The organism is Flavobacterium fructosi, assembly GCF_042787335.1.
GTDB classification, from domain to species: Bacteria; Bacteroidota; Bacteroidia; order Flavobacteriales; family Flavobacteriaceae; genus Flavobacterium; species Flavobacterium fructosi.
Genome location: NZ_JBHZQA010000002.1, coordinates 46,034 through 68,783, shown reverse-complemented (window position 1 = coordinate 68,783; position 22,750 = coordinate 46,034). Strand labels below are relative to the sequence as shown.

At 35.8% G+C, this 22,750-nt stretch carries 23 protein-coding genes; 9 read left to right on the top strand and 14 right to left on the bottom strand.

All coding sequences use genetic code 11. The annotated features are described in order from the left end of the window. The first annotated feature begins 14 nt into the window (after positions 1-14). Together ACFX5D_RS03225 and ACFX5D_RS03220 are read left to right on the top strand one after the other, a co-directional pair. Positions 15-1,166, top strand: a complete 1,152-nt coding sequence (locus tag ACFX5D_RS03225) for a lycopene cyclase family protein (protein ID WP_379856821.1) — start codon at positions 15-17, stop codon at positions 1,164-1,166. Between the two features lie 121 nt (positions 1,167-1,287). Then, positions 1,288-1,698: a BrxA/BrxB family bacilliredoxin gene (locus ACFX5D_RS03220; RefSeq protein WP_379856820.1), complete on the top strand. Its 411-nt coding sequence runs from the start codon at positions 1,288-1,290 to the stop codon at positions 1,696-1,698. A 94-nt stretch (positions 1,699-1,792) separates the two neighbouring features. Here ACFX5D_RS03220 and ACFX5D_RS03215 read toward each other — a convergent pair whose 3' ends face one another. Beyond that, positions 1,793-3,943, bottom strand: a complete 2,151-nt coding sequence (locus tag ACFX5D_RS03215; RefSeq protein ID WP_379856819.1) for a PAS domain-containing protein — start codon at positions 3,941-3,943, stop codon at positions 1,793-1,795. Positions 3,944-4,295: 352 nt separating this feature from the next. Between ACFX5D_RS03215 and trhO the strand changes: the two genes are divergently transcribed. The 6 genes from trhO to ACFX5D_RS03185 all read left to right on the top strand — a co-directional run bounded on the left by trhO (position 4,296) and on the right by ACFX5D_RS03185 (position 11,422). Further along, entirely contained in the window at positions 4,296-5,663 is a 1,368-nt protein-coding gene (trhO, locus tag ACFX5D_RS03210) for an oxygen-dependent tRNA uridine(34) hydroxylase TrhO (protein WP_379856818.1), read from the top strand. A gap of 185 nt (positions 5,664-5,848) precedes the next feature. Further along, entirely contained in the window at positions 5,849-7,141 is a 1,293-nt protein-coding gene (locus ACFX5D_RS03205; RefSeq protein WP_379856817.1) for a PSP1 domain-containing protein, read from the top strand. Continuing rightward, positions 7,125-7,604 (top strand): gliding motility lipoprotein GldH, encoded by a 480-nt coding sequence (locus tag ACFX5D_RS03200; protein ID WP_379851767.1) that lies wholly within the window; start codon positions 7,125-7,127, stop codon positions 7,602-7,604. The genes ACFX5D_RS03205 and ACFX5D_RS03200 overlap by 17 nt, the downstream gene beginning before the upstream one ends. Positions 7,605-7,613: 9 nt before the next feature. Beyond that, positions 7,614-9,923, top strand: coding sequence for a penicillin-binding protein 1A (locus ACFX5D_RS03195; protein WP_379856816.1), 2,310 nt, complete (start codon positions 7,614-7,616; stop codon positions 9,921-9,923). Between the two features lie 135 nt (positions 9,924-10,058). Then, entirely contained in the window at positions 10,059-10,760 is a 702-nt protein-coding gene (locus ACFX5D_RS03190) for a CoA transferase subunit A (protein WP_379856815.1), read from the top strand. 2 nt (positions 10,761-10,762) lie between these two features. Then, positions 10,763-11,422, top strand: coding sequence for a CoA transferase subunit B (locus ACFX5D_RS03185; protein ID WP_379856814.1), 660 nt, complete (start codon positions 10,763-10,765; stop codon positions 11,420-11,422). Between the two features lie 116 nt (positions 11,423-11,538). On the opposite strand, the gene ACFX5D_RS03180 is transcribed toward ACFX5D_RS03185, so the two are convergent. From ACFX5D_RS03180 to ACFX5D_RS03170, 3 genes are all read right to left on the bottom strand, one after another. Next, complete coding sequence (locus ACFX5D_RS03180) at positions 11,539-12,978, bottom strand: nucleoside recognition domain-containing protein (RefSeq protein ID WP_379856813.1); 1,440 nt, start codon at positions 12,976-12,978, stop codon at positions 11,539-11,541. Between the two features lie 102 nt (positions 12,979-13,080). After that, positions 13,081-13,794, bottom strand: a complete 714-nt coding sequence (locus ACFX5D_RS03175; RefSeq protein ID WP_379856812.1) for a 3'-5' exonuclease — start codon at positions 13,792-13,794, stop codon at positions 13,081-13,083. Between the two features lie 138 nt (positions 13,795-13,932). Then, positions 13,933-14,403, bottom strand: coding sequence for a methylated-DNA--[protein]-cysteine S-methyltransferase (locus tag ACFX5D_RS03170; protein ID WP_379856811.1), 471 nt, complete (start codon positions 14,401-14,403; stop codon positions 13,933-13,935). On the opposite strand from ACFX5D_RS03170, the gene ACFX5D_RS03165 reads away from it, so the two are divergent. Further along, positions 14,391-14,621: a hypothetical protein gene (locus tag ACFX5D_RS03165; RefSeq protein WP_379856810.1), complete on the top strand. Its 231-nt coding sequence runs from the start codon at positions 14,391-14,393 to the stop codon at positions 14,619-14,621. The two genes, ACFX5D_RS03170 and ACFX5D_RS03165, sit on opposite strands and share 13 nt — an antisense overlap. Positions 14,622-14,640: 19 nt before the next feature. Here ACFX5D_RS03165 and ACFX5D_RS03160 read toward each other — a convergent pair whose 3' ends face one another. The 10 genes from ACFX5D_RS03160 to hemA form a co-directional block, all read right to left on the bottom strand. After that, positions 14,641-15,027, bottom strand: a complete 387-nt coding sequence (locus ACFX5D_RS03160; RefSeq protein ID WP_379856809.1) for a c-type cytochrome — start codon at positions 15,025-15,027, stop codon at positions 14,641-14,643. A 37-nt stretch (positions 15,028-15,064) separates the two neighbouring features. Further along, positions 15,065-15,574, bottom strand: coding sequence for a DinB family protein (locus tag ACFX5D_RS03155; RefSeq protein WP_379856808.1), 510 nt, complete (start codon positions 15,572-15,574; stop codon positions 15,065-15,067). 2 nt (positions 15,575-15,576) lie between these two features. Next, a complete protein-coding gene (gene hemB / locus ACFX5D_RS03150) occupies positions 15,577-16,569 on the bottom strand; it encodes a porphobilinogen synthase (RefSeq protein ID WP_379856807.1) in 993 nt (330 codons plus the stop codon). A 109-nt stretch (positions 16,570-16,678) separates the two neighbouring features. Next, on the bottom strand, positions 16,679-17,581 hold the full coding sequence (gene hemF, locus ACFX5D_RS03145; protein WP_379856806.1) for an oxygen-dependent coproporphyrinogen oxidase: 903 nt from the start codon (positions 17,579-17,581) through the stop codon (positions 16,679-16,681). Next, positions 17,571-18,107 carry a GNAT family N-acetyltransferase gene (locus ACFX5D_RS03140; RefSeq protein ID WP_379856805.1) on the bottom strand — a complete coding sequence of 179 codons (537 nt, stop codon included), beginning with the start codon at positions 18,105-18,107 and terminating at the stop codon, positions 17,571-17,573. The genes hemF and ACFX5D_RS03140 overlap by 11 nt, the downstream gene beginning before the upstream one ends. Continuing rightward, on the bottom strand, positions 18,108-18,488 hold the full coding sequence (locus tag ACFX5D_RS03135) for a hypothetical protein (protein ID WP_379856804.1): 381 nt from the start codon (positions 18,486-18,488) through the stop codon (positions 18,108-18,110). It lies immediately after the preceding gene. 145 nt (positions 18,489-18,633) lie between these two features. After that, on the bottom strand, positions 18,634-19,659 hold the full coding sequence (gene hemE / locus ACFX5D_RS03130) for a uroporphyrinogen decarboxylase (protein ID WP_379856803.1): 1,026 nt from the start codon (positions 19,657-19,659) through the stop codon (positions 18,634-18,636). Positions 19,660-19,681: 22 nt separating this feature from the next. After that, a complete protein-coding gene (locus ACFX5D_RS03125) occupies positions 19,682-20,365 on the bottom strand; it encodes a uroporphyrinogen-III synthase (RefSeq protein ID WP_379856802.1) in 684 nt (227 codons plus the stop codon). After that, the gene (gene hemC, locus ACFX5D_RS03120) at positions 20,365-21,285 is read right to left on the bottom strand and encodes a hydroxymethylbilane synthase (protein WP_379857212.1); all 921 of its coding nucleotides are present in this window, start codon (positions 21,283-21,285) and stop codon (positions 20,365-20,367) included. The genes ACFX5D_RS03125 and hemC overlap by 1 nt, the downstream gene beginning before the upstream one ends. Then, entirely contained in the window at positions 21,282-22,538 is a 1,257-nt protein-coding gene (gene hemA / locus ACFX5D_RS03115) for a glutamyl-tRNA reductase (protein WP_379856801.1), read from the bottom strand. The genes hemC and hemA overlap by 4 nt, the downstream gene beginning before the upstream one ends. Positions 22,539-22,750: the final 212 nt, after the last annotated feature.

Genomic DNA, 22,750 nt, shown 5'->3' with positions numbered 1-22,750 from the left:
TGTTAAAATTCCCAATGAAACACTTCGATTACATCTTTACTGGAACTGGACTATCGGCTTTGATGACCATTTATAAAATGGTGCTTTCGGGACAATTCCAAGACAATAGCATGCTGCTCATTGATGAAAACGCTAAAAAAACGAACGATAGAACGTGGTGTTTTTGGGATAAAAATGGCACTGTATGGGAAGATTCAATTTCAAAAAAATGGAATTCCGCTTTATTTGCCAATGAAGACTTTCGTCGGAATTTAGATTTAAAACCGTATCAATACAACATGGTACGCGGCTTGGATTTTTACAACCAAGTATTTGATTTGATTTCGAAACAAGAAAATATCACTTTTGTCAATCAAAAAGTAATCGAAATTGAAGAATCCGAAAATATAATTTTGATACAAACTGATTCGGAAAGCTTCTCCTGTTCAAAACTATTCAATAGTATCTACAACAAACGAAAAGCCGAAAATCAAACTAAATATCCTGTTTTACAGCAGCATTTTATGGGTTGGTTTATAAAAAGCGAACAGCCTGTTTTTAATCCTGGCCAGGCTACATTTATGGATTTTTCAGTAGAACAAAGAGGAAATACGCGCTTTATGTATGTATTGCCCACTTCCGGGACCGAAGCTTTACTGGAATATACTTTGTTTTCTCAAAATCATCTTGAAAAAGCGGAATATGAAACTGAAATCAAAAAATACATTCAAAATCTTGGTATTACTACTTACGAAATCATAGAAAAAGAACAAGGAAGTATTCCTATGACCTGTTATCCTTTTTGGAAATTAAACACCAAAAATGTCATTAATATAGGTACCGCCGGCGGTTGGACTAAAGCCAGCACTGGGTATACTTTTAAAAATTCTAATAAAAAATCTACTGAATTGGTTTCCTTTCTTCAAAGAGAAACCGACTTTACCAAGTTTCATAAAAGAACCAAATTCTGGTTTTATGATTTATTACTTTTAGATATTTTAGACCGTAAAAACGAAATCGGCTCCACCATTTTTTCTTCATTATTTAAAAAAGGAAATTCGCAATTAATTTTCAAATTCTTAGACGAAGAAACTTCATTAAAAGAAGACATTCAGGTCATTCTAAAATGCCCCAAAATGCTATTTATTAAAGCTATTTTTCATGTCGTTTTCAAAACAATGAAATAACAATCAAACAATAACAAAACTTTATAATTCAACTACTATTCTTGAATGTAAACTTTGTAACTTTGCAAGCCCGTAGTTTCGGGATAAACAAAAAACGTTAAACTTTTTAAATAAAAAAGATATGTATCCAGAAGAAATGGTAAAACCGATGCGTGCTGAATTAACTGACGCAGGTTTTCAAGAATTACATACCGCTGACGCAGTTGAAAACGCAATAAAATCGGAAGGAACCACTCTTGTAGTCGTAAATTCTGTTTGTGGTTGCGCAGCAAGAAATGCACGTCCAGGAGCAAAAATGAGCCTAGACAATACTAAAAAACCAGCTCATTTAATTACGGTTTTTGCAGGTGTTGACAAAGAAGCAGTAGATGCAGCCAGAGGATTTATGTTTCCTTTTCCTCCATCATCGCCAAGTATTGCATTATTTAAAGATGGTGAATTAGTTCACATGTTAGAGCGTCATCACATTGAAGGTCGCCCGGCAGAATTAATCGCTGAAAACTTAAAAGACGCTTTCAACGAATACTGTTAATCCAGTAAAAAATTAAATTCAAACCATCCACTAGCTGGATGGTTTTTTTATATTTATAACGCTTATTAAAAAAGTGCGCTAAGATTTTTTTTAATCAAATCGCTGTTTCGCCACCTTTTCTAAATCCTATAAGCTGCCTGTATTTTAACTCTGTTTCTTTTAATTCTTGTTCGAGTTGTTTGTATTTACTGATGTCTTTAATGGTGACAACTGCAGCAACAACTTTGTTATTTTGATCCACTAGTGGTCTTCCACTAATGAGCACCCGTTTTTTTTGCTGAGCAACTGGATTCCACAGCACTACTTCCACATCATCAGTGATTTCACCGTTCAACGCCCGTTCCATAGGTAAATTTTGCGAAGGAAAAATAGTTTTTTCATCCGGAAAATACAATTCAAAATGGTCCGTCAAATGAGATGATATTTTTTCATCTTCTTCAATTCCAAAAATTTCATTGGCCATTTCATTGGCTAACACTATTTTTTTATCGGCATTGGCAACAATAACCCCTTCCCCAATATTTTCTACTATCAGTCTCAATTTTTCTTCATTTTCATAGAGATCATTTATGGCAGTTTGTTCTTCATCTTCTAGTTTGACCATTTCTGTAACATCCCGCCCAACGGAATAAAATACCCCCTGCTCCAGATCCATATTGCTATTCCAATCCAACCATTTATAGGATCCGTCTTTGCACAAAAATCGCGTTCTAAAGTTGACAACAGGTTCACCTTTTAAATGTTTAGATAATATTTCAGTAGCTGTTGCCTTGTCATCAGGATGAATTAAATCCATAAATTTCACTCGATCCATATCCTCCTGATTATAACCAAGTGTTTTGGTGAACGCCTTATTAATTTTAATAAAATGGTCTCCTTTAGCCACAGTAAGAATATCGAATGCCATATTAAAAAACATATTGGATATTTTTAAGGATTCCTCATTTTGTATTTTTTCCGTAACATCGCGAGCCACAGCATACATCATCCCTGTCTGGACATCAATTGCACTGGACCATTCTAACCATTTATAAGATCCGTCTTTACAGAGCGCTCTCGCTCTATAATTCAGCATAGTCCCGCCATTTTTTAATTTTTCAATTGCTTCAGTAGATGCTTTAAGATCATCTGGATGTGAAAAAGACAGAAATGGTTTGTCATTTATTTCTTCTGGACTAAAACCTAGAATTCTTGTAAAAGCCGGATTCACTTTTATAAAGTAATCTCCTTTGGCGACCACAAACAATTCATACGATAAATTAAAAAATTTATCGGCTTCTGCTATGGAATTTTCATTTGCTTTCATATCCGTAATATCTCTTGCAACGGCATATAATAGCCCTGTTGAAACATCCGGATAAACGGACCAGAGAATCCATTTGAACGATCTATCCTTACATATATATCTATTTTCAAATTTTAACGACACAATACCTGTTTGAAGTTTTCCAACCTCTTTTTTGGTAATTTCAACATCATCAGGATGAACGTACGAAAGAAAGGAATGACTTAAGAGCTCGTCTTCAGAGTAACCTAAAATTTTACTGACCGCAGGGTTTATTTTTATGAATTTATCAGCTGAAGCAATAATCAACATATCTAATGACATATTAAAGAATTTATCAGCTGATTTAGAGGATTCTTCCAGTTTTTTTCTATCTGTAATATCGGTAGAAATCCCTCCCACGGCATAAACCCTGCCATTAGAATCAAATAAAGGAAATTTGACGGCAATATAAGTATGTGGCCCATCCGGCAGCTCAATCGTCTCTTCTGATTTTAATTCTTTAAGTGCTTTTACCACTTCGAAATCAGAATTCCGATAGGCATCAGCCACATTCTTAGGCAGAAAATCTTCATTTGTTTTACCTATAATTTCTTCATTCGAAATCTGAAATAAAGACTCAAATTGCTTATTAATCAGCAAATATTCGCCATTTATTTTTTTTATAAAAATGGGATTAGTGGTATTATCAATTATGGACTGAAGGAGTTGTTTGTTTTCTAAAAGTAGATTTTGAGAAATAGCCTTAGCTTTTAATTGCGCCCGAATAATAAAGTACACCACGATTAACAAAACAACCGAAAGAAAAAAAAGGAAAATTTCTATCCAATTCAACCTCGAATCCATCGTCTCATCTCTTTCCTTGCTAAGTCGTGAAATAAAAATCCAGCCTGATGCAATTACAACAAGTACATTGATGACAAATCCTAGGAATATTTTCTTTTCAAAGGAGATTTCCATAACTCTAAAGTATTAAATTCAACGTCTGACAAGCTTAACAAAAATAAACTTACACACTTGAAAGTTACTCAATTATTTTTACTTTTCAATCATGGTTGTACGATATTATCATGCCATATATTCAGAGAAATGAACCAATAGAGCCAATTTACCGAAAATTTATACACCATTTTTCCAACAAATAGTTCCTTTTTTTAGAGCTAATCCAGCTATCATTCCAATCTATGCTAAAAGCATAGGGTTTTCCCGTCCATCTGAACTAAAAAACTTAGACCTTTCACAACTTTGCAACTCAGCAACTTTTTCTTTACTTTTGCAAAAATAATTTTCTCAACTTAAAACTGTTTATAGCATGCAACTGTATAACACATTAAGCGCAGAAGAAAGAGCCATCATGATCGATGATGCCGGGAAGCAAAGGCTAACTTTGTCTTTCTATGCTTATGCGCACATCCAAAATCCAACGCAATTTCGCAACGAATTATTTCTGGCGTGGAATCCTTTAGAGGTTCTTGGTAGAATTTATGTCGCCACTGAGGGAATCAACGCCCAGTTATCACTTCCGGCTGATAATTTCTATGCGTTCAAAGATGCTATTGAAGCCTATGATTTCATGAAAGGCATTCGGCTGAACATTGCGGTAGAACAGGATGACCATTCATTTTTGAAACTAACCGTAAAAGTCCGCGATAAGATTGTGGCTGACGGTTTGGTTGATGAAACTTTTGATGTTACAAATATCGGAATTCATTTAAAAGCCAAGGAATTCAACGAATTACTGGACGACCCAAACACCATTGTGGTCGATATGCGTAATCATTACGAAAGTGAAATTGGGCATTTTACCAAAGCCATAAAACCAGATGTTGATACCTTCCGTGAAAGTTTACCAATCATTGAAGAACAACTTTCTGAACACAAACAAGACAAAAAAATACTGATGTACTGCACTGGAGGAATTCGATGCGAGAAAGCCAGCGCTTATTTTAAACACAAAGGTTTTGAAAATGTGTACCAACTTGAAGGCGGGATTATTGAATACACCCGTCAGGTAAAAGCCGAAGGTTTAGAAAGTAAATTCATCGGGAAAAACTTTGTCTTTGATCACCGCTTGGGTGAAAGAATCACGGACGATATTGTTTCTCAATGCCATCAGTGTGGAAAACCTTGCGACGTGCATACCAATTGCGTAAATGAAGGCTGTCATTTGCTTTTCATCCAATGCCAAGAATGCAAAACCGCTATGGAAGGTTGCTGTTCTTCAGAATGTGTGGCTGTAATTCACTTACCGGAAGACGAACAAAAAGCCATTCGAAGAGGAATAAAAAACGGCAATATGATTTTCAAAAAAGGAAAATCAGATGTTTTAACTTTCAAAAATAACGAAAAAACTCATGGCCTTTTTGTCGCAGATAAGCCATCGCGAAGCATCGCGACTGCAGTAAAAAAAGAACAAAAAATCAAGAAAATATACATCGGAAAAGGAACACATTTCTTTCCAAAACCAAGTATTGGCCAGTTTCTTATCGAAGAAAACGAAATCAAAATTGGCGACACGATTCTAATTAAAGGTTCCACAACCGGCGAGCAAAAAGTAATAATCGAAGAAATGCTTGTTAACGATTTAGCTAAAGAAAAAGCAGCTCCTGGAGATACTTGTACTTTTAAACTGCCATTCAGAATTAGATTATCAGATAAATTATATAAAATTTTAGATTAAATAAAAGATAAAAAACCCTGGTAAATCAACCCATTATGAACCGAATCATGATGGGTTTTTTTATTAAAAATTTATGATTCTTTGACGATTTCAGCCATTGTAACTTAAAATTAAAAAATGCTATCTTTACACATTAATCTTTTTAAGAACTTAAGTTGCATCCTTGCAACACTACATATAAAATTATGGCATGTACAAGTTGTTCAACTTCTGATGGTGGCGCACCTAAGGGTTGTAAAAATAATGGGACTTGCGGCACCGATAGCTGCAACAAATTAACGGTTTTCGATTGGCTTTCTAATATGAGTTTACCTAATGGCGAGGCTCCTTTTGACTGTGTTGAAGTCCGTTTTAAAAACGGAAGAAAAGAGTTTTACCGCAATACTGAAAAATTGACGTTAAGCATGGGAGACATTGTTGCTACGGTTGCTTCTCCGGGTCACGATATAGGAATTGTTACACTGATAGGTGAATTAGTCCGTATTCAAATGAAGAAAAAAGGAGTAAATCCTAACAGCAACGAAGTTCCAAAAATCTACCGAAAAGCATCCCAAAAAGACATTGACATCTGGTCAACTGCTCGCGATAAAGAAGAACCTATGAAAGTTAGAGCGCGTGAATTAGCGATTGCTCAAAAACTGGAAATGAAAATCTCAGATATTGAATTTCAAGGTGACGGTTCCAAAGCCACTTTCTACTATACAGCAAACGATCGAATTGACTTTCGTGCTTTAATTAAAGATTTTGCAAAAGAATTCAGTACTAGAATCGAAATGAAACAAGTCGGTTTTCGTCAGGAAGCTGCACGTTTAGGCGGAATTGGTTCTTGCGGAAGAGAATTATGCTGCTCTACTTGGCTAACCGATTTTAGGAGTGTAAACACCTCCGCAGCCCGCTACCAACAATTGTCTCTGAATCCACAAAAACTAGCTGGGCAATGCGGTAAATTAAAATGCTGCCTGAACTATGAGTTAGATACTTATATGGATGCTTTGAAAGGATTCCCTGATTTTGAAACAAAATTGGTAACTGAAAAAGGAGATGCTATTTGTCAGAAACAAGACATTTTTAAAGGATTAATGTGGTTTGCGTACACTAACAATTTTGCTAACTGGCATGTATTGAAAATTGAACAGGTTAAAGAAATAATTGCTGAAAATAAGTTGAAAAACAAAGTTTCAGCATTGGAAGATTTTGCAATTGAAATTGTCGTGGAGCCAGAAAAAAACTTTAACAATGCTATGGGCCAAGAGAGTTTAACACGATTTGACCAACCAAAAGCAAAGAAAAAACATCCTAAAAAACGCAAACCGGCAGGAGAAAATTTAATTGTTGCAAATAACAACAATACTAAGCCCGCAAATAACAACAGACAAAATTCTGTTGACAAAAACACCGCTGACAAAAACACCGCTGACAAAAAACCAGTAATTGCAAGGAAACCTATAATTATCACCAAAAATGAGCCTAAAAAATAGCGCTTTATTGCTTTTGGTTACATTACTTCTTTTTTCATGCGATAAGAAAAGAGTTTTTGATGAATACAAATCTGTCGGGAGTGCTTGGCACAAAGACAGTATTGTAACCTTCGATCTGCCCGAATTAGATTCAACGAAACGCTATAATTTATTCGTCAATTTGAGGGATAACAACAATTATAAATATAATAATCTGTTTTTAATTGTTGCTATTGAAAGTCCTAATGGTTTTACAAAAGTAGATACTTTGGAATACCAAATGGCGAATCCGGATGGATCGCTGCTTGGTGATGGATTTTCAGACATCAAAGAAAGTAAACTCTTTTATAAAGAAAACGAAAAATTTAAAGGGAAGTATAAAGTTCACATCAAGCAGGCAGTTCGAGAAACTGGAAAAGTTCCGGGTGTAATGCTTTTAGATGGGATTACAGAAGTTGGTTTTAGAATAGAAAAAAAAGATTAAAATAGTATTATGGCTGTCAAAAAAAACAACAATCAGACTAAAAATATAGAGAAAGACACAACCTATTATAAGAAGAAATTTTGGAAAATCTTCTTTTACGGAATAGGTGCTATCGGTTTATTTTTCTTATTTGCTTCATGGGGACTTTTGGGCTCGATGCCCTCTTTTGAAGATTTAGAAAATCCAGACTCCAATTTGGCAACAGAAATCATCTCTTCTGACGGGGTAGTACTGGGAAAATATTTCGAAAAAAACAGGTCTCAATTAAAATATTCAGATTTACCAAAAAACCTAGTTCAAGCTTTAGTGGCAACGGAAGATGCACGTTTCTACGAGCATTCAGGGGTGGACGGCAGAGGAACTTTGAGAGCTATTGCCAGTTTAGGAACAAGTGGTGGTGCAAGTACATTAACGCAACAACTTGCTAAACAATTATTTCATGGTGAAGGTTCTAAATTTTTACCTTTTAGAATAGTTCAAAAAGTAAAAGAATGGATCATCGCCATTCGTCTGGAAAGACAATACACTAAAAACGAGATAATTGCAATGTATTGTAACGTTTATGATTTTGGGAACAATTCTGTAGGGGTTAGTTCTGCAGCAAAAACCTATTTTTCAAAAGAACCGAAGGATTTATCCATTGACGAATCCGCAATATTAGTTGGAATGTTTAAAAACTCCGGACTATATAATCCGGTTAGAAATCCAGAAGGGGTTAAAAATCGCAGAAATGTTGTGCTCTTGCAAATGGAGAAACAAAATATCATTACAGAAGATCAAAAAGTAAAATTACAAAGTTTACCAATCACTTTGCATTTTAAATTAGAAACCCATAAAGAAGGAACCGCTACTTATTTTAGAGAATACCTGCGTGATTACCTGAAAAAATGGGCTGAAGAAAATAAAAAACCAGATGGTTCTGATTATGATGTCTACAAAGATGGTTTAAAAATCTACACCACCATAGATTCTAGAATGCAATTGCACGCTGAAGAGGCCGTAGCTGCTCATATGGCAAATCTTCAAGAAGAGTTTTTCATTCAATCAAAAGGAAATAAAAATGCTCCCTTTGTTAATATTTCATCTAAAGAAACACAGCGCATTCTGACCCAAGCCATGAAATCTTCGCATCGTTGGGAGGTTATGAAATCACTGGATAAAAACGACGAAGAAATTATAAAATCGTTCAACGAAAAAACGAAAATGACCGTCTTTTCTTGGAAAGGAGAAAGAGATACGATTATGACTCCTATGGATTCTATCCGATACTACAAACATTTTTTACAGTCTGGTCTTATGGCTATGGAACCACAAACAGGAAATATCAAAGCTTGGGTTGGGGGTATAAACTACAAATATTTTCAGTATGACCACGTAGGACAGGGCGCAAGACAAGTAGGTTCCACATTCAAACCATTTGTTTATGCCACAGCAATCGAGCAATTGAATATGTCCCCTTGCGATTCCATAATAGATTCACCATTTACAATTCCCGTGGGACGTCACCATGTTACGGAATCTTGGACACCAAAAAATTCAGACAACAGATATAGAGGAATGGTTACTTTAAAAAGAGCTTTGGCTAATTCCATCAATACGGTATCTGCAAAATTAATGGACAAAGTTGGTCCTGAAGCAGTTGTAGAACTAACCCACAAATTAGGGGTAAAGTCTGATATTCCTGTACAGCCATCTATTGCATTAGGAGCGGTAGAAATTACTGTTGAAGATATGGTTGCCGCTTATAGTACTTTTGCTAACCAAGGTGTTTACACGAAACCGCAATTCCTAAGCCGAATAGAAGATAAAAGTGGTACCATAATCTATGAACCTATCCCTGAATCACATGATGTTTTAAATAAAGATATCGCATTTGCTGTGATAAAACTGCTTGAAGGAGTAACCGAAGGTGGATCTGGAGATCGTTTGCGCACAACCTATGGAGGAAGTGGGGATAATCGTTGGACCGGTTATCCGTATCAATTCAAAAATCCAATTGCAGGTAAAACAGGTACTACTCAAAACCAGTCCGATGGTTGGTTTATGGGAATGGTCCCTAATCTAGTAACAGGTGTTTGGGTAGGCTGCGAAGACCGTTCCGCTCGATTCAAAAGCATTACTTATGGACAAGGTGCAACTGCAGCATTGCCAGTTTGGGCTTATTTCATGAAACTCTGTTATGCTGATCCAGGTCTTAAAGTCTCTAAAGAAGATTTTAACAGACCGTCGAATCTGTCCATAAAAGTAGATTGTTATTCTGCACCAAAAGTAAAAGATACTACCGAGATTCAACAAGATACAGAGGAATTCGAATTATAAATAATATCGTAATTCCAGCGAAAATAAGAATTAGTAGCTATTTCCAGCTGTACACTATATCTTTTTATCTTATCTCGTTTTGAGAACGAGACAAGATAAAAAGGATGCCGTTTCCATCTGGGCTAAAAAAAATATATGATCAATAAAACAGTAAACAACGTTCAAGACGCACTTCAAGGAATTGAAAACGGCATGACTATCATGCTGGGAGGTTTTGGATTATGCGGTATTCCAGAAAACTGCATCTCCGAATTAGTAAAAAAAGAAACCAATAACCTAACTTGTATTTCAAACAATGCAGGTGTTGATGATTTTGGTCTTGGTTTGCTTTTGCAAAAGCGTCAAATTAAAAAAATGATTTCCTCTTATGTAGGAGAAAATGCTGAATTCGAACGCCAAATGCTTTCTGGAGAACTAGAAGTTGACCTTATACCACAAGGAACATTAGCAGAACGTTGCCGTGCAGCGCAAGCTGGGATTCCTGCTTTTTTTACACCTGCCGGTTATGGAACTGAAGTAGCCGAAGGCAAAGAAGTCCGCGAATTCAATGGAAAAATGCATGTTATGGAACACGCTTTCAAAGCTGATTTTGCCATCGTAAAAGCGTGGAAAGGGGACGAAGCCGGAAACTTAATTTTCAAAGGAACCGCAAGAAACTTCAATCCATGTATGGCTGGAGCAGCAAAGATTACCATTGCCGAAGTAGAAGAATTATTGCCTGCAGGAAGTTTAGATCCAAATGAAATTCATATTCCGGGCATACTTGTAAATAGAATTTTTCAAGGTGATAGGTATGAAAAAAGAATTGAACAAAGAACCGTGAGAAAAATTTTCTAATTATGGCTTTAGATAAAAATCAAATTGCAAAACGCATTGCAAAAGAATTAAAACACAACTATTACGTCAATCTCGGAATCGGAATCCCAACCTTAGTGGCTAATTATGTTCCAGAAGGAATAGATGTTGAATTTCAAAGTGAAAATGGTGTCTTGGGCATGGGTCCCTTCCCTTTTGAAGGCGATGAAGACGCTGATTTAATCAACGCAGGAAAACAAACCATCACTACTTTGCCCGGAGCAAGTTTCTTTGACTCGGCATTTAGTTTTGGAATGATTCGTGGGCAACATGTTGACTTAACGATCCTTGGTGCCATGGAAGTTGCCGAAAACGGTGATATAGCCAACTGGAAAATTCCTGGTAAAATGGTCAAAGGAATGGGAGGCGCAATGGATTTAGTGGCTTCGGCCGAAAACATTATTGTTGCTATGATGCATGTTAATAAAGCCGGAGAATCCAAAATACTTAAAAAATGTACATTACCATTAACGGGGGTCGGTTGCGTTAAAAAAGTAGTAACCGAGTTAGCGGTTTTAGAAATAACTCCCAAGGGTTTCAAATTATTAGAACGCGCACCAGGTGTAACCGTGGCACATATCATCGCTTCTACTGCAGCTGATTTAATTATTGAAGGTGACGTTCCGGAGATGGAAATTGATTAACACCTCCGCTTAAAATACACAAAAACCACAATCCCAGATAGTACTTAGATTGTGGTTTTTTTATACTTCGATATACGATTCCATCCAGTAATCAAATCGCTTCAAAATTCCTATTTTTAAAAGAACCAAGTCGCTACAAAAATTGCTGTAATCACACAAATCAAATCGACTATCAGCATTGTTCCTAGTGCGTAACGTGTGTTTTTAATGTTTACAGAACCAAAATAAACGGCTATCACATAAAAAGTACTTTCGGCACTACATTGAAAAATACTGCTCAATCTTGCCGTTAAGGAATCGGGACCAAAAGTGTTCATAGAATCAATCAAAAACCCTCTTGATCCGGCAGAACTAAAGGGACGAAGCAACGCAACCGGTAAAGCATCTGTAATTTCTTTACTTACTCCCATATTTGAAAAAATGAAAGCGATCCAATTGCTAATAATTTCAAATAAACCACTGTTTCTAAACAGAGAAATGGCTACTAACATGCCCAAAACGTATGGAAAAATAGTCACTCCGGTTTTTACACCATTATTAGCTCCCACTACAAAACTTTCAAAAACCGTAGTAGATGCTTCAGTAAATTTTTTCTCATGAATAAACGAAAAAATCAAGGTAAAAGCAATTATTCCAATTAATATTAAAGCAGAAAGATTAGAAGTAAAATAGTTTTTTCCAATTAAATCCAAATGATTGACATACATCAACAAACCAACAATTGCAGCTATTAATGTCATCAATACAATCACCAAAGAAGCACTTTTGAAATTGATTTTTTGTTTGATTCCAACAATTAAAAAGGCTGCAATCGTACCGATAAAAGAAGTGATGATACAAGGCAGCATCACATCAGCAGGATTACTCGCATTAGCCGCAGCACGATACCCTATAATAGAAGTAGCGATCAAAGTAAGACCCGAAGCGTGCAAACACAAGAACATAATCTGTGCATCACTGGCCTTGTCTTTATCTGGATTTATTTCCTGCAAACTCTCCATGGCTTTTAGACCAAATGGAGTTGCAGCAGAATCTAAGCCGAGAAAATTAGCAGCAAAATTTAAAGTCATATAGGATATCGACGGATGGTCTTTGGGAATACTTGGAAACACTTTTACAAAAACAGGACTCAATGCTTTAGCCAACTTTCCAGAGGCTCCTGAAATGATTAAAAGTTCCATTAATCCACAGAAAAAAGCCAAATAAGCCATCAGCGGAAGGACTAATTCTAGTAAAGTACTTTTACAAGTGGGCAATAAACCATCTGATTTTTGAACACCACTGTAAATTTTTACAGTTTTGTTTTTAAAAACATAGGTCGTGTCCGCATTTAGCGTGTCGCGATTGATAATCATGGTTTGTTCTGGTGCTTTCTTAATGCTGTCTTTAATAAAGGCAGGAAGTTCTTCGGCAAATTTCTCCGAAACTAGAATTGGATCATCTTTCTTTCCATTCAAAACGTGGTCAATGGTATAACTGTCTCCCGAAAACAAACTAAACACTACAAATACAATTGCTGAAATAAAAATGACCAACCAAAATCTACTCAATACCATAATCTATAATTTTTGTAAATGTAATTATTTAAGCATACAAAGCACCAAAAATTCAAACACAGATTGCACGGATTTACGCAGATTAAATCTAACTTCTTTCGTCTATACATGAATAATTTCGTCCTCAATCAACAATTCTTCTCTGCGTAATCTCAGGAAAATCTGTGCTACGGCGATCGTGTCTTTTTCACAATAGGTTACAATGCGGTCAATGTCTTTTTCTACATAAAACACATGTCCCACTTGACTGCCGTCGATATCGCCTTTTGGAGAAGGAATTCCAAGGACTTTACACATTAATTTTAAAGAAGTAAAATGCTTGTAATCGCCAAATTTCCACAATTCCAACGTATCCAAATGTGGGATTTCCCATGGTTTTTTTCCAAATAAATTCAGTTTGTTGGGAATGGCAATTTGGTTGATAATCATGCGTCGGGCAAGGAATGGAATATCAAATTCCTTGGCATTGTGACCACACAAAACGTGTTGTGGCTGATTGAAATGAGTGTTCAGCAAATTATTGAAATCCAATAATAGTTTCTTTTCTTCTCCAAAAAAAGAAGTCACCCTAAAATTCCGAATATCGCCTTTGATAGTAAAATAACCCACCGAAATACAAACGATTTTCCCAAACTCGGCCCAAATTCCCGCTCGGTCATAAAAATCCTCAGGCGTGTATTCGTCTTTGCGCTGGTATTGCGTTTTATGTTCCCAAAGATCTTTCATTTCAGCATCTAATGCATTAAAATCTTCGGCTTCTGGAACGGTTTCTATGTCAAGAAACAGGATGTTATTAAGATTTATTTTTTCTATCATCAGCTAGATTGGTTAGATTTTTTGACTTCTTAGAATTTTAGATTAAATACAAAAACCTAAATTAGTAAACTTGATCGATTTTTTTGAATCTGAGACAATCTAAATTTCTAACAATAAAAGAAATCTAAGAAGTCTCTTTTAAAACAAACTTTGTTGTGCCGTTGGATTCTCATATTCTAATAACCATTTTTTTCGCCATAAACCACCAGCATATCCTGTTAATGAACCATCTGTTCCAATGACTCTGTGACACGGAACGACAATCCAAAGCGGATTTTTCCCGTTGGCAGAAGCAACGGCTCGAATGGCTTTGACATCTCCCAAAATTTTGGATTGTTCTAGATATGTTCTGGTTTTCCCATAAGGAATGTCCAATAAAGATTTCCAGACTTTTTGTTGGAATTCAGTACCTTTTGGATTGAGTTCAAAGTCAAAATCGGTTCTCTTGCCTTCAAAATAATCGTTAAGTTGAGTAACGGATTCTTGCAAAACCGTTGGAATTGCGTTTGAAACTTCGCCCGCATCGGAAACTGAAATTTGGGATATTCCATTTTCATCGCCTGTTATTGTGGCAATTCCTAAAGGTGTTTTGATATATGCTATTTCCATATTTTAAAGATATAAAAATTACCCACATTGTTCCTAAAGAAGTAACAAAGTTCAGGAATAAATATGCTCAAAACGTTTTGAACATAAAAAAACCATTCGCAGAGACGAATGGTTCTTGTATTTTAGCCCCGATAGCAGCGGCATCTCCCGATTTAGAAAAACAAGTGTTTTTAGCCGTAGTTTTTGTTTATCGGGAATATAGCGTAGAGCGGGATTAGCTCCTGAAAAACCCCTGGATTATTTCAAATTTGAATATACGTAAGCTTCTAAGGCATTCAATTCCTCATCAGACATGGCTTTGGTAACAACGAAGTTTGTTTTCATTACTTCATATTGGCTTGGGTCAACAATAGGCTCACCTTCGCCTTTTAAAAACGTTACGATACTTGCGTTTTTATCTTTATAAATCTTAGCGATATCCTGCAGACTTGGCCCTATCACTTTCTTGTCTACTTGATGACAGGCAACACAATTCCCTTTTCCTTTGAAAATTTCTTCCCCTAATTCCTCTGGAGTTTGCGCAACTTCTTCGGTAGTAGTTGGGTATAAAGGTTCTTTTTTGACTTCTTCTTTTTTACAAGAAGCTAAGGCTAAAACGGCAAATAAAAACAACGTCTTTCTCATGTTAATTTGTTTAATTATAAGTATCTAAATTGCAAAATTACCAACCAATATACTTGGGAGGTCGAATTCCATTCAGGTTCAAATATACTAAAATTTGCGCTCTGTGATGGGTAACATGATCTTGCATCAAGTTGAGTATTTGTAATTTTGATTTTGGACCAGCAAAAAAATCTACTTTTTGGGACAGTTCAATATCATTGGTTTTTGCTACAAATGTCTTTGCTTTATCAAAAGAGGCTTTTATTTCTTGGATCATTTGAGCTTTTGAAAGTCCTTTTACCGCTTCTTTTTTTACATATTTCTCTCTCGAAAAATGCGTTGTGCCCAACCAATTCATATTGTCTTGTATGTGAAATAATTGTTCTCGAAAAGACATTTCCCGGGCAGCAGGCTTGTAATCGTATTTATCTTCCGGCATAGCTTCTGCAACGGCTACTAAATAATCTTTGGAATTATCCCATTTCTCAATGAAAGTGGAAACCACCTCAACTTGTGCAAAAATGCTATTGGAAAGCAATAAAACAGCGATTATTAAACATTTTATCATTTCTATTTATTTAAAAGTATCGCAGCTTCTTTAGCAAAATAAGTCGAAATTAAACTGGCTCCCGCGCGTTTGATACACATTAATTGTTCCATCATAATTTTGTCATGGTCCAACCAACCTCTTTCAGCAGCGGCTTTGATCATTGCATATTCACCCGAAACGTGATATACCGTTACTGGAACATTTACCGCATTTTTGACTTCACGAACGATGTCTAAATAGGCAATTCCAGGTTTTACCATGACCATATCAGCGCCTTCTTCAACGTCCCATAGCGCTTCTTTGATGGCTTCAATGCGATTGGCATAATCCATTTGGTACGTTTTTTTATCTGTTGGAATATCATTTGCATCAACTGGAGCGCTATCAAGTGCATCACGGAACGGTCCGTAAAAAGCTGACGCATATTTAGCCGAATAGCTCATGATACCTACGTTATGAAAACCGGCAGCGTCCAGACCTTCCCGCAAACGCAATACGCGTCCGTCCATCATATCCGATGGCGCCACAAAATCAGCACCGGCTTGCGCATGAGAAACAGCCATTTTGACTAAGGCATCATTCGTCGAATCGTTTTCTATGTCACCTTTTGCAATAATCCCGTCGTGACCATAAATAGAATAAGGGTCCAAAGCCACATCTGGCATTACAATCATTTCCGGACAAGCGTCTTTAATGGCACGAATGGCGTTTTGCATTAATCCGTTTGAATTCCACGCTTCAAGTCCAGTATTGTCTTTTAAATTCTCGCTTACTTTTACATAAATATTTACCGCACGAATTCCCAATGCAAATATTTCTTTGACTTCTTCTACGGTTAAATCTATCGAACGACGGAATATACCCGGCATGGAAGAAATTTCCACTTGTACATTTTCGCCCTCAGCTATAAACATAGGAAACATAAAATCCGATGGACTTAAACTGGTTTCACGAACTAAACTTCTTATGGATTCATTCGTTCTTAATCTTCTGCCTCTGTGTAATGGGAACATATTTTTTAGTTTAAAGTTAAACTTTAATTTATTTTTTGAACCATTAAGAAATTAAGGTCCATTAAGCTCTTTAACTTAATTTTTCTTTATCGCTTAATTGTTAAAGTATTTAAATCCAATTTTTTGGATTCTCTAATACGTTTACTAATTTTTTTTCTTCGCTTCCCGCTTCCGGATGATGATCGTACACCCATTGTACATTTGGTGGTAAACTCATCAGGATACTTTCGATTCTTCCGTTGGTTTTCAGACCAAATAAAGTGCCTTTATCGTGAACCAAATTAAACTCTACATAACGACCGCGACGGATTTCCTGCCACGTTCTTTGCTCTGGAGTATAGGGTAAATCTTTTCTTTTTTCTATAATTGGTATATACGCTTGGAGGAAACTATTGCCCACTTCTGAAACATAATTGAACCAATCTTGCATACTCATCTCTGGAGTTTCTTTGCAATAATCGAAAAACAACCCGCCAATTCCCCGAGCTTCATTGCGATGCGCATTCCAGAAATAGGCATCGCATTGTTTCTTATATTTTGGGTAAAACTCCGGATTGTGTTTGTCGCAAGCGTTTTTACAGGTCTGATGAAAATGAATGGCATCTTCTTCAAATAAATAATACGGTGTCAAATCCTGTCCACCACCAAACCATTGCTGTATTACATTTCCGTTGTCATCGTACATTTCGAAATAACGCCAGTTGGCATGAACCGTAGGAACCATTGGGTTTTTCGGATGTAAAACTAAACTCAGTCCACAAGCAAAAAAATCAGCTTCACCTACATTGAACATCTTTTGCATGGCTTCGGGTAATTTCCCGTGAACTGCCGAAATATTGACGCCACCTTTTTCGAAAACTTTTCCGTTTTCAATTACGCGTGTTCTTCCGCCTCCACCTTCCGGACGTTCCCAAAGGTCTTCACGGAATTTGGTTTGACCTTCAACTGCTTCTAATCCTTTACAGATTTGGTCTTGAAGGTTTTGTATGTAAGAGTAAAATTTATTTTTCATTCATATGTTCATATAATTCCATATCTAATGGAGCTTCATTTATAGGAGTGAATTCATTTAGCAACGTTTTTTTCCAAATAAAATTAGAATTTTGAGCAACTTTTATACTTGCAAGATTCGTTTTATGAGCAATAATTTGAAGTGTTTTCAAATCTAATTCATTGTAAGCAAAATCTGAAATGGCTTTAACTGCTTTTGTAACCAGACCTTTTCCTTCAAAATTACTTCCGATGCAATAAGCGAGTTCACCAATTCTTTTTGTCCAATTAATCTTTTTAATGATAATCAATCCTATGATTTTTTGGGAATCTATTTCTCTAATGGCAAAGGTGAAATTTAATTTTTGTTGAATTTCTCTTTCTTTAATTTCAATATATTCTGCTGATTTTTCTACTGTTGCGTTACAAGAAAGTGTAAGCGGAAAAAATCTGCGAAATCGTTCCGCATTGTTAATTATGAACAGATGCAACTCATTGACATCTGAATATTTCAATTTATCAATAATGAAATTTTCGAAGGTTATCATCTATAAATTTGATTTTGCAGCAGCTATTTTACTATTAATTCCAAATGAAAACACTTTGCTTTCTTGTTGGATATAATTATAAATGACAATCGATTTTTCAGAAAAATTAAACTGCTTCTCTTTTGAAAAGGCAATCAAAAAATCAGCAAATTGCTCCAGCTGATTCCAATCTAAATGGCAACGCAACAAATGCGTAATTAAATCGACTTCATTTAAATCAATCAGACTTTGAATGTTTAATCCAAAGTCTTTTAACTGCTCTTCTATATTTATTTTATCTTCTAAATTCCAAAATTTAGGTACAAAAACTATAGAAAGCAACGTTTTTAGTACATTGTCTATTCGAATACTTTCCTGGTCTCGTAATCCTTTGTTTAGCATTGTTTAATTATTTATTATTCCACGGATTAAAATCCGTTGCTACAAAACACGCCGTTCCTATGGAACTTTTACGTACTTCTCAGAGCCATCGGCTCGTTACATTTGGTAAGGCTGGACTTTAGTCCAGTTTTCTGAAAAATGTTTACTACTGATTGTATTCTTTTACTGCATCAATAAACGCTTTCGCGTGATCAACAGGAATATTTGGTAAAATACCGTGACCTAAATTCACGATGTATTTATCTTTTCCGAATTCATCAATCATTTCATGAACCATTTTCTTAATCACTGGAATTGGCGATAATAATCTGGATGGATCAAAATTTCCTTGTAGCGTAATGTTTCCACCTGACAAGTATCTTGCATTTCTTGGCGAACAAGTCCAATCCACACCAAGTGCCGAAGCTCTACTTTTCCCCATTTCGTTTAATGCAAACCAACACCCTTTTCCGAAAACAATTACCGGCGCATCATCAGCCAAAGCTTCAATGATTTGGTTGATATATTTCCAGGAGAATTCCTGATAATCAACCGGTGAAAGCATTCCGCCCCATGAGTCAAAAATTTGTACCGCATTTACTCCCGCTTTTACTTTTTCCTTCAAGTACATGATAGTAGTGTCCGTAATTTTTTGCAATAAAACGTGCGCTGCTTCTGGATGTTGGAAACAAAATCCTTTGGCCATATCAAAACTTTTAGAACCTTTCCCTTCCACGGCGTAACACATAATTGTCCAAGGAGAACCTGCAAAACCAATTAATGGCACATCATCGTTCAACATTTCTTTGGTCAATTTGATCGCGTCAAAAACGTACCCTAATGTTTCATGAACATCTGGAACGATAACTTTCTCCACATCCTGAATCGTACGAATAGGATTTGGTAAAAACGGACCAAAGTTTTCTTTCATCAAAACTTCAATTCCCATAGCTTGCGGAATTACCAAAATATCCGAAAACAAAATCGCAGCATCCGGAGCAATTCTTCGTATTGGCTGAACCGTAATTTCGGCAGCTAATTCTGGCGTTTGACAACGGGTGAAAAAATCATATTTATCACGTAAAGCGATAAATTCCGGTAAATACCTTCCCGCTTGACGCATCATCCAAACTGGTGGACGTTGTACAGTTTCTCCTTTTAGTGCTCTTAAAAATAGGTCGTTTTTGATCATTTATTTAAATTTTAGCAGATTGCTAGATGCTTTCCGGTGTATAATATTCAATAACTTCCAAAATCACCTCTTCGATGGTTGGTGTTTCGGCAATTACTATGTTTTTAATTTTCTTTGTTTCTAATGTTGATGCTGTAGTTGTGCCTACGCAAAAACAAACTTCATTCTTGATTGTATTATTTGTCAAATAACTTTCAACGGCAGATGGGCTAAAAAACATGATTCCGTCAAAATTTTCTTGGTCTGATATTTTAAAGGGCGCCAATGTTGTTTGATACACTTCGATTTCGTTAAAAGTTATTCCAGCGCTTTTTAATGCTGCTGGCAACGTTTCTTTACGCAAATTTCCGCTCAAAAAAGTATAGCTTTCCTTATTGTAAATTAAAGTGATTATTTCCGCTAATTCAGATGCGTAATCCAAATAAACATCAACTGTAAAGCCATTTAATTCAAGTAATTCTTTGGTTTTGATCCCTACACAAAAAACAGGTTTAGTCTTTAAAACTTCCCAACCGTTTTGTTCCATCAAACTTAAAACAGCATTCTGGCTACTAAAAATTAAGTTGTTGTTGATTGTATTCAATTCAAAAAGGTTGTTTTTTATTTCGATAAAATCTTGTTCTAAAAGATCAAAATTAGCATCAATAAATACTTGCCTTTGTTCTGCGGACAATGTTTTGGTGGATAAAATGCTTTTTTGACTCATTATTTCTTCAAATTAATTTTAATTTCTCTCATCAATTCTGCTCCGCCATCCTCTAAAATTTCTTGGGCTGATGCAAATCCTAATTTTTTCCATTCTTGCAAGGAAACCGTTTTTTCTATTTCGATTTTCTGCTTACCATCAATAGAAAACAAAACGCCCTTAAACACTATTTCATCTTCTATAAATACGGCCAAAGCACCAATTGGTGCCGTACAACCACCTTCGAGCGTTTTTAGAAACTGTCTTTCGATGTGCGTACATACTTCAGTTTCGATATCATTCAATTCAGAAACGGCTTCTCTGCAAAACTCATCATTTGCCATGGCTACAATCACCATAGCACCTTGAGCCGGTGCTGGAATCATCCAATCCAGATCGATATAATTGGAGGGTTTCAAGTTGATTCTTTCCAATCCCGCTGCTGCAAAAACAGCTCCGTTCCAATCGCTGTCCTGCAATTTCTGCAATCTTGTATTGACGTTTCCACGCAAATCAACTACATTGTGGTTGGGGTATTTATTAAGCCATTGTGCCTGACGGCGCAAACTACCTGTGGCAATTGTCCCTTCTCCATTAAGAAAATCAAGATTTCCTTTGTGCACTAAGATATCTAACGTATTGGCTCTTTCCAAAACGGCTGCTTGTACAATTCCTATTGGTAAAGCCGTAGGAACATCTTTCATCGAATGCACAGCTATATCAACCTGACCATTGATCATGGCGATATCCAGTGTTTTAGTAAAAATTCCTGTGATTCCTAATTCGTAAAGTGGTTTATCAAGAATGATATCTCCTTGTGATTTTACCGCTATGATTTCGGTTTTGTGTCCTAAATCGTTTAATCTTTTTTCGACAGTATGGGCTTGCCAAAGCGCGAGTTCACTATCGCGGGTTCCTATGCGTATGGTTTTATTCATTATTTTGTAGTCAATCCAATTTTAAAAACTTTTTCAATCCATTCGATACTTTCATCTACCATAGTGTCATCATCTTTTAAATGATTGGCAAAGTGTGTCGTTATTTTTTGGATGATTCGGTTGCTGATGATTTCCGCTTGCTCTTCATTGAAATTTAAAATTTTCTTACTTTGAAAATCCAATTCAGATGTTTTTATTGCATTCAACTTTGCTTTTAAAGCATTGATTGTCGGTGCAAATTTTCTGCCTTTGGTCCACGTAATAAATTCTTCTTTTATTTCTTCTATGATTGCTTCTGCTGCAGGAATGTGTTTTTTTCTGTTTTCTAAAGTTTCGTCTGTTAGTTGTGACAAATAATCCATGTGAATTAGCGTAACACCTTCAATTTCTTCCACATCCTCATTCACATTTTTGGGAATGGATAAATCCAAAATTAAAAGCGGTTTCTTCAAATTAAGAATGGCTTTATCAATCGTTGGATTTTGGGCTCCTGTTGCCACAACCACAACATCTGCATTTTGCAATTCCAAATGCAATTCCGAATAATCTTTTACAATTAAATTCAATTTTCCGGCCAGCTTTTCCGCTTTATCTTTGGTTCTGTTGATTAAAGTGATATGCTCATTTTTAGTATGTTTCACTAAATTTTCACAAGTATTTCTACCAATTTTTCCGGTACCAAATAAAAGGATGTTTTTGTTTCCAATGTCTTCTACATTCTTAATAATATATTGCACCGAAGCAAAAGAAACCGAAGTGGCACCAGAACTAATCTCCGTATCTGTTTTTATCTTTTTGCTGGCTTGAATGACTGCATTCACCAATCTTTCCATAAAAGCATTGGCCAAACCGAAAGATTTTGACTGGATAAAACTAGTTTTTATTTGGGAAATAATTTCGAAATCACCTAATATTTGGCTATCTAAACCCGTTCCTACGCGAAACAAATGACTGATCGCTTCTTGGTTTTTATAAACAAAGCCTACTTTTTGAAATTCTTCAATAGAACCTTGACTATTCTCGCAAATTAATTTGATTAATTGAAAGGGATGTTCCGCATACCCATAAATTTCAGTACGGTTGCAGGTAGAAGTAACTATTAAACTTTCTATTCCTTCATTCTTAGCTTGTTCCAGTAAACGCGTTTTTGCAGCTGCGTCTAAACTAAACTTACCTCTAATCTCAGCATCCGCTTTTTTATAGCTTAATCCAACTGCGTAAAAATAGTGATGCTTTGATGTGATATTTTTTTCCATATTTGTACTTTTCCAGAAAGTGGTACAAAATTATCACTATAGTATTTATAAAAGTAACGCTAGAAGTTCTTTTTGTGTCGCTAAGTGATTTTTTAGTACAAAATGCTTATTTTATGGTAAAAAAATCTATTTTTGTAGTGAAAACAAGTTGTTTGAAGCTCTCTATCTAGAGTCTTTCTAAATAAAATGACTTGATAAATATCATTTTTATT

What these genes read in the sequence shown, in the direction of transcription:
- trhO (WP_379856818.1), top strand. Translation starts at nt 4,296, where the DNA reads ATGCAACTGTATAACACATTAAGCGCAGAAGAAAGAGCCATCATGATC.
- ACFX5D_RS03140 (WP_379856805.1), bottom strand. Translation starts at nt 18,107, where the DNA reads ATGATAACCTTCGAAAATTTCATTATTGATAAATTGAAATATTCAGAT.
- hemB (WP_379856807.1), bottom strand. Translation starts at nt 16,569, where the DNA reads ATGTTCCCATTACACAGAGGCAGAAGATTAAGAACGAATGAATCCATA.
- hemF (WP_379856806.1), bottom strand. Translation starts at nt 17,581, where the DNA reads ATGAAAAATAAATTTTACTCTTACATACAAAACCTTCAAGACCAAATC.
- ACFX5D_RS03195 (WP_379856816.1), top strand. Translation starts at nt 7,614, where the DNA reads ATGGCTGTCAAAAAAAACAACAATCAGACTAAAAATATAGAGAAAGAC.
- ACFX5D_RS03225 (WP_379856821.1), top strand. Translation starts at nt 15, where the DNA reads ATGAAACACTTCGATTACATCTTTACTGGAACTGGACTATCGGCTTTG.
- ACFX5D_RS03155 (WP_379856808.1), bottom strand. Translation starts at nt 15,574, where the DNA reads ATGATAAAATGTTTAATAATCGCTGTTTTATTGCTTTCCAATAGCATT.
- ACFX5D_RS03215 (WP_379856819.1), bottom strand. Translation starts at nt 3,943, where the DNA reads ATGGAAATCTCCTTTGAAAAGAAAATATTCCTAGGATTTGTCATCAAT.
- ACFX5D_RS03175 (WP_379856812.1), bottom strand. Translation starts at nt 13,794, where the DNA reads ATGATAGAAAAAATAAATCTTAATAACATCCTGTTTCTTGACATAGAA.
- ACFX5D_RS03165 (WP_379856810.1), top strand. Translation starts at nt 14,391, where the DNA reads ATGCTATTTCCATATTTTAAAGATATAAAAATTACCCACATTGTTCCT.
- ACFX5D_RS03190 (WP_379856815.1), top strand. Translation starts at nt 10,059, where the DNA reads ATGATCAATAAAACAGTAAACAACGTTCAAGACGCACTTCAAGGAATT.
- hemE (WP_379856803.1), bottom strand. Translation starts at nt 19,659, where the DNA reads ATGATCAAAAACGACCTATTTTTAAGAGCACTAAAAGGAGAAACTGTA.
- ACFX5D_RS03200 (WP_379851767.1), top strand. Translation starts at nt 7,125, where the DNA reads ATGAGCCTAAAAAATAGCGCTTTATTGCTTTTGGTTACATTACTTCTT.
- ACFX5D_RS03185 (WP_379856814.1), top strand. Translation starts at nt 10,763, where the DNA reads ATGGCTTTAGATAAAAATCAAATTGCAAAACGCATTGCAAAAGAATTA.
- ACFX5D_RS03170 (WP_379856811.1), bottom strand. Translation starts at nt 14,403, where the DNA reads ATGGAAATAGCATATATCAAAACACCTTTAGGAATTGCCACAATAACA.
- ACFX5D_RS03125 (WP_379856802.1), bottom strand. Translation starts at nt 20,365, where the DNA reads ATGAGTCAAAAAAGCATTTTATCCACCAAAACATTGTCCGCAGAACAA.
- ACFX5D_RS03160 (WP_379856809.1), bottom strand. Translation starts at nt 15,027, where the DNA reads ATGAGAAAGACGTTGTTTTTATTTGCCGTTTTAGCCTTAGCTTCTTGT.
- ACFX5D_RS03220 (WP_379856820.1), top strand. Translation starts at nt 1,288, where the DNA reads ATGTATCCAGAAGAAATGGTAAAACCGATGCGTGCTGAATTAACTGAC.
- ACFX5D_RS03135 (WP_379856804.1), bottom strand. Translation starts at nt 18,488, where the DNA reads ATGCTAAACAAAGGATTACGAGACCAGGAAAGTATTCGAATAGACAAT.
- ACFX5D_RS03205 (WP_379856817.1), top strand. Translation starts at nt 5,849, where the DNA reads ATGGCATGTACAAGTTGTTCAACTTCTGATGGTGGCGCACCTAAGGGT.
- ACFX5D_RS03180 (WP_379856813.1), bottom strand. Translation starts at nt 12,978, where the DNA reads ATGGTATTGAGTAGATTTTGGTTGGTCATTTTTATTTCAGCAATTGTA.
- hemA (WP_379856801.1), bottom strand. Translation starts at nt 22,538, where the DNA reads ATGGAAAAAAATATCACATCAAAGCATCACTATTTTTACGCAGTTGGA.